General features: G+C 58.7%; 4 protein-coding genes and 4 pseudogenes. 4 read left to right on the top strand and 4 right to left on the bottom strand.

Annotation, left to right across the window (positions count from 1 at the left end; all coding sequences use genetic code 11):
* From NKH03_RS34450 to NKH03_RS34460, 3 genes and pseudogenes are all read right to left on the bottom strand, one after another.
* A pseudogene (locus tag NKH03_RS34450) lies at positions 1-116 on the bottom strand (IS6 family transposase); the annotation flags it as partial.
* 75 nt (positions 117-191) lie between these two features.
* Positions 192-443, bottom strand: a pseudogene (locus tag NKH03_RS34455) (DUF1403 family protein); the annotation flags it as partial.
* Between the two features lie 122 nt (positions 444-565).
* Positions 566-943 carry a hypothetical protein gene (locus tag NKH03_RS34460; protein ID WP_023679574.1) on the bottom strand — a complete coding sequence of 126 codons (378 nt, stop codon included), beginning with the start codon at positions 941-943 and terminating at the stop codon, positions 566-568.
* Between the two features lie 295 nt (positions 944-1,238).
* On the opposite strand from NKH03_RS34460, the pseudogene NKH03_RS34465 reads away from it, so the two are divergent.
* The 3 genes and pseudogenes from NKH03_RS34465 (at position 1,239) to NKH03_RS34475 (ending at position 2,762) form a co-directional block, all read left to right on the top strand.
* A pseudogene (locus NKH03_RS34465) lies at positions 1,239-1,969 on the top strand (IS6 family transposase).
* Positions 1,966-2,145, top strand: coding sequence for a hypothetical protein (locus NKH03_RS34470; protein ID WP_352487759.1), 180 nt, complete (start codon positions 1,966-1,968; stop codon positions 2,143-2,145). Before NKH03_RS34465 ends, NKH03_RS34470 begins: the two are co-directional and overlap by 4 nt.
* Positions 2,145-2,762 carry a hypothetical protein gene (locus NKH03_RS34475; protein ID WP_023679572.1) on the top strand — a complete coding sequence of 206 codons (618 nt, stop codon included), beginning with the start codon at positions 2,145-2,147 and terminating at the stop codon, positions 2,760-2,762. The genes NKH03_RS34470 and NKH03_RS34475 overlap by 1 nt, the downstream gene beginning before the upstream one ends.
* 105 nt (positions 2,763-2,867) lie before the next feature.
* Here NKH03_RS34475 and NKH03_RS34480 read toward each other — a convergent pair whose 3' ends face one another.
* Positions 2,868-3,227, bottom strand: coding sequence for an acyl carrier protein (locus tag NKH03_RS34480; protein WP_352973289.1), 360 nt, complete (start codon positions 3,225-3,227; stop codon positions 2,868-2,870).
* Here NKH03_RS34480 and NKH03_RS34485 point away from each other — a divergent pair.
* Positions 3,219-3,356: pseudogene (locus NKH03_RS34485) on the top strand (DNA-binding response regulator); the annotation flags it as partial. The gene NKH03_RS34480 and the pseudogene NKH03_RS34485 sit on opposite strands and share 9 nt — an antisense overlap.

The raw sequence follows: 3,356 nt of genomic DNA on the forward strand, positions 1-3,356 counted from the left end.
TCCTCAACCATGCGCAGGCTGAGCGGAAAGCGAAAGTAGAGCCATACCGCGTGCGCAATGATCTCGGCGGGAAAGCGGTGGCGACCATAGAGCGGATCACGAGCAACTTCTGACATGGCCCAATGTACGCACATCTTCATAAGCTGTCGGTTGACTTTACGATGCCGCGCCAAGCGAGCAGCATCCGGCCGGCGGGGCCGACCCCGTCTCCCGGCCGTGAGCAGAACGGCATCGCGCAGGTGCCGCTTCATCCTCGACCGGCCAGCCTGCTTTGCCGTTACCGCCGCCGCCGAAAGCGCCAGGCGTTGCCGCCAGGCGCCGATCCGCCGGCAGCGGTTCGTTTCCACCGATGATCCGAGTGCCAACCAGTTCCACTTTCCCCCAATACCTGCGTAACGCCGCCATGCAAATCTGGAACAAAATCGCGTATGTCGCCGCAGCATGACAGCCGTCCCGACCAGCTATCGCTGCATCAATACGCTGATATCTTTACAGTGCCCGCACGCCTCTCGCGCGCCAACGGCCAGTCGGGTGTCGCGAATGAGGCGCGCTGAAGCCATCCGGCTCAGCCGATCATGGCGCTTCGGTTGCCGGGTTCGAGGTCGTGGCCTCTGCCGCTGCGCGATTCTAGCATTTGCGCCTTGGAGAGCTCTGCTTCAGCCTCGGCGAGGCATGGCTCGGCTGCGGTTCTCTGCCGCAGAAGGTCCGATTGCGAATTCTTGACGTTGTCACGACGTAGGCGAGCGGCCTTGGCGAACGTCGGATAAGCGAAATGATTGACATCGGAGATGCCGGCCTTCGTTTCCTCGGCGTTTAACTGGAAGTCCAGTTCTCGCGCCATGCGTTCGAAATCGGCAATCATGATGTCTAGCTGGTGCAACTGTCGCCGCTTCTCATTCACCTGAAATTGCTTCAGTCGGACCAGATTACCTCGTGGCTTCATGACTCGGTACTCCGGTACCCATTTCGTCCAATCAAACCGCTCTCTCCCCTTAACGTTAGGCCTACAGCGACTCTCACGTTTTCTGCTGCGAGCGGAAACATATTTTCCAAAATCCTTGGCCGATGGCTATGAGTTCAATGGCATCGACAAGCATGCGAGCGGGGGACTTAAGGGGCGGTAAAAAAAGGCGGAATAGGGCGATTTTCACAATGTCTGCATTGAACGCGTTGAGACCTGCGGCGGGCTTGACACACAAAGCAATCGTCAAGATTTGCGACATGGACGCCGGGGGGGCATGAATACGCCCGCCGTCAGCTACACGCCCCCCGATTTCCGCCGCCTATTATCGCCCACGCGGTCTGGCTTTATTTCCGGTTTCCGCTGAGCCTGCGCCTGGTTGAGGAAATGCTGCTGGAACGCGGCATCGTGGTTTCGTATGAGACAAGTCGCCGGTGGGGCATCAAGTTCGGGCTGGACTGCGCTCGCTGCTTGCGCCGCAAGCCGCCGTGCCGGAATGACGTCTGGTACCTGAACGAAGTGGTCGTCACCATCGCCCGGCAAAAAGCTTTGGTTGTGGCGCACCGTCGACCAGGATGGATATGTGCTGGACGAAATCGTGCAAAACCGCCGCAACACCAAGGCCGCCAAGCGCTTGCTGACGCGGCTGTTGAAGAAGCAGGGGCTCGCGCCGAAGCGCATGATCACCGACTAGCTGCGGTCGTATGGAGCGGCAAAGCGACAGGTAATGCCGGACGTCAAGCACCGGTCGCACAAGGGGTTGAACAACGGAGCGGAGAATTCCCATGTGCCGCCGCGAAAACGGGAGCGGATGATGCAGGGGTCCGATCGCCGGGAGGCCTGCAACGCTTCGTCTCGACCTTGTCAGCCCTCCGCAACCTCTTCGTCCCGCCCCGCCCCAAACGTTCTGCTCTCGCCATACATGTTCATCGCCTCAGCGCGATGGCGCTGGTGATATCACGACGCGTTTGTACCGCTCGACCTACGCCACAGGTGCCGACGCTGTGACGAGCTTCATCGGTCGCGTGTCGAGTGACGGCACCGGGGACAATTATCGTCGACCGCAGTCCATTGCCCAGACCAAGGCGCTTCTCGGCGTCGGCACGATGGCAAATCGCAGCGTCACGATCTCGGCCGCTGCCCCTTCTGGCGGCGTGGACGGTGATTTCTGGGTGCAGCCGTAATGGCCCTTTACGTCAAAGCCTCCGGGGTCTGGGGGGCGGCCAGCGCCGTATGGGTGAAAATCTCAAGCCTCTGGACCAAGGCTCGACAGGTCTATGTGCGCAGCTCGGGCGTCTGGGAGAAAATGTTCCCGATAGATCTGGTCTTCAATGGCACTCACGAAGACTCGACTGCCACGACCGTTTACACCCACACCAGCATTCCGCTTCTTGTCGCGCCACACGCTAATCGTCGTGTCATCGTGACAACTGAGACCACTGACACCGAAAGTGCAGTGACCGTCAACAGTATGACGATTGGGGGTGTGGCTGCCACCCTTCTCGCTCAGGTGGAAAGCATCTTCAATTCTGGTGTGGTCTATCTGTCAGTGTGGTCAGCCCTCGTGCCAACCGGTACGACGGCAACGATCGTGACCACGTATAGTGAGAGCGTGTTCCGTGACTACATGTCGGTCTATACGACCACCAATTGGGATGGTGTGGTGGGCACTGTTGCCTCTGACAACAATTCAACGGGTGGCCTGACAACGACCGTCAGCATTGGTGCCCTGGGCGCAGCGATCGCAATTGCGGGCAACGCCACCAAGGGGGCATCGGCACTGCGACATGGACCGGGCTGACCCAACAGTTCTCAAACACACCAGTCACGAATAGAAACCACAGCGGAGCAATGGCCATAGCTACCGCCGCCCAAGCTGCCCTCACCGTAACCTGTGCCTACAGCACTACTCCAGCACTTGCCGCACTGCTGGTGGTTCCGCGGTGCGCAACTCCTGACTGGCGACGGCGTCGGCGACATGCCTTACGGACTCGTATTGCCAGAGCTTGTAATCGTCGACAAACCAGCCAAGTCGGCTCTCGATCGCCGTAGCAAGCTCGTTATAGTCGAGGCTGTCGAGGCCGAGATCCCGCATTCTGGTTGTCATCGACACCTCTACTTTTTCGGCAACTAGAGCGTTGAGGGTTTTGAGAACCAGTTGTTCAATTTCAAGTAATGTCATCACTAATACATGCCTTTTGCTTGCACAGGTAATGCAACCCTGATCGGGGCGCAACCCCCAAAACGAGGTGTGCCGTTGAAACATGTTCTTGTCATTGACGATGATGCCGCAATGCGGCGCCTCATCGCCGATGCATGCCCTGAAGGTAACCGCAGTCCACGATAGCAAGCAGTTTGACTATGTTCTTTCACGTGAGCCAGTCGATCTCGTGGT

The organism is Mesorhizobium sp. M1406, from assembly GCF_040317555.1.
Classification (GTDB): domain Bacteria; phylum Pseudomonadota; class Alphaproteobacteria; order Rhizobiales; family Rhizobiaceae; genus Mesorhizobium.

Bases quoted from the DNA above. Each gene is read 5' to 3' on its own strand.
- NKH03_RS34460 (WP_023679574.1), bottom strand. From the start codon at position 943: ATGAAGCCACGAGGTAATCTGGTCCGACTGAAGCAATTTCAGGTGAAT.
- NKH03_RS34475 (WP_023679572.1), top strand. From the start codon at position 2,145: ATGGCCCTTTACGTCAAAGCCTCCGGGGTCTGGGGGGCGGCCAGCGCC.
- NKH03_RS34480 (WP_352973289.1), bottom strand. From the start codon at position 3,227: ATGTTTCAACGGCACACCTCGTTTTGGGGGTTGCGCCCCGATCAGGGT.